At 49.7% G+C, this 1522-nt stretch carries 1 protein-coding gene and 1 pseudogene; both read right to left on the bottom strand.

The window, feature by feature from the left end:
• Positions 1 to 453: 453 nt before the first annotated feature.
• On the bottom strand, positions 454 to 1299 hold the full coding sequence (locus tag BG32_RS03050) for a class II fructose-bisphosphate aldolase (RefSeq protein ID WP_014730061.1): 846 nt from the start codon (positions 1297 to 1299) through the stop codon (positions 454 to 456).
• A 1-nt stretch (position 1300) separates the two neighbouring features.
• A pseudogene (locus BG32_RS03045) lies at positions 1301 to 1522 on the bottom strand (sugar kinase); the annotation flags it as partial.

Here is a 1522-nt window from a genome sequence, read left to right as displayed (position 1 = left end):
TTTCACAGCGCTCAGCGTCTTCTAGCCAGAGTCCAGTGCGAAGCGTTTCTTCCAGGTGTCAGCGGGTTCTTGATTTTAAGCGCACAGCGGCTCTTCTCCCGCGAAGCGGAACTGGCTTCGCCGAAGCCGAGACTGGCCAGGCGGAGCCTGACTGGCCTGCGTTAGCAGACTGGCTCCCAAATGTTCCTAAGGTCCCATTTTCGCGGGAATTTGTCAGGTCCTAGAAGAGGCAGAATAACGCGAAACAAGAGAAGACTGTCATCCTAAGTCGCTCAATTCTGCCTCTTACTTGTCATCCTGTGAAGCCTGCCCTGAAATGCTATTGTTCAGGGTTCCTGTTTGGGGGCTCCTGTCCAAGGGGTTCTGTTCAGGGCATCTGCACGGGATTGCAGTCTTGCTAGACCCATACCAAACCCACTTCTCAACGTAGCACTGATTTAGATCAGGCGATAACTAGGCTCTGTTGCCGCTTCCGAGGAGTTCTATTTTCTCTTTTACTGTGTCCTTGACTCTCGGCACGGCCAGTTTGAGTAGTTTCAGCTGATCATTTAGATCTGGATCATTCTGTAGAACCTCTCTTATACCTTCAGTAAAGACGGTCTTCAGTCTTGTCCCGATATTTATCTTGGAGAAACCAGTTGTGGCAATGTACCTAAGGTCGTTGTCGGATACGCCGCTGGAACCATGCAGCACAAGTGGTACAGGTGAGACTTCGGATATCGCGTCGACCAGATCTAGATGAATCTTGGCTTCCTGCTTCTGCATTCCGTGCACAGTGCCCACAGCCACGGCAAGCGCGTCGACGTCGGTTGCCTCGCAGAACATTACTACATCCGAAGGATCGGTAAGTATTTCAACGGCCGATTCCCCTTCTTCACCCTTTGCAACTCTTCCCAGTTCAGCTTCAACTGATACATCGAAAGCTCTTGCAACCTTGACTACGATCTTGCTGTTGGCAATGTTTTCTTCAACGGGTAACATGGAGCCGTCGTACATAACTGAAGTGAACCCTGCGTGGATGGACTTGAATATCAGCTCAAGACTACTAGCGTGATCGAGATGGGCAACAACCGGTATATCGACACTGTCCGCCACTTCTTTAATAAGAGCCGCTGCAAGCGTCGGCCCCCAGTGTTTCATACAGGTTCCAGCAGCCATGAGTATTACTGGTGATCTCGCTTCCTGCGCTGCTTCTACAATCGCAACGAGGTCTTCGTATAGATGAAAGTTGAAACCAGGCACAGCGTATTTCTTTGCTTGTGCATCCTTGAGAACTTCTGTAAGCGGTACTAACGGCATTTTATCCCTCCTGAATGTCTAACTTTTTGTTTCTTTCTATTGCCAGATATTCTTTCGCGTTCTTCTCATAGATCTCTTTCAGCGGCTCAACTAGATGCTCGTCCGGGTGAATCTCTTCCGGTTCAAGAAGGTTTACGCATTTTTCAATAACCTCATCGGCTCCAACGCCATGAGCCGCTGCAAAAGCTCCACCCAGAGCGGTCAATTCGCTTGTAGGCAAAAC

Source organism: Mesotoga sp. HF07.pep.5.2.highcov (assembly GCF_003666285.1).
In the GTDB taxonomy this organism is placed as follows: Bacteria; Thermotogota; Thermotogae; order Petrotogales; family Kosmotogaceae; genus Mesotoga; species Mesotoga prima.
Note: the sequence above shows the minus strand (reverse complement) of the source record. Positions and strands in the feature narration are given on the sequence as shown.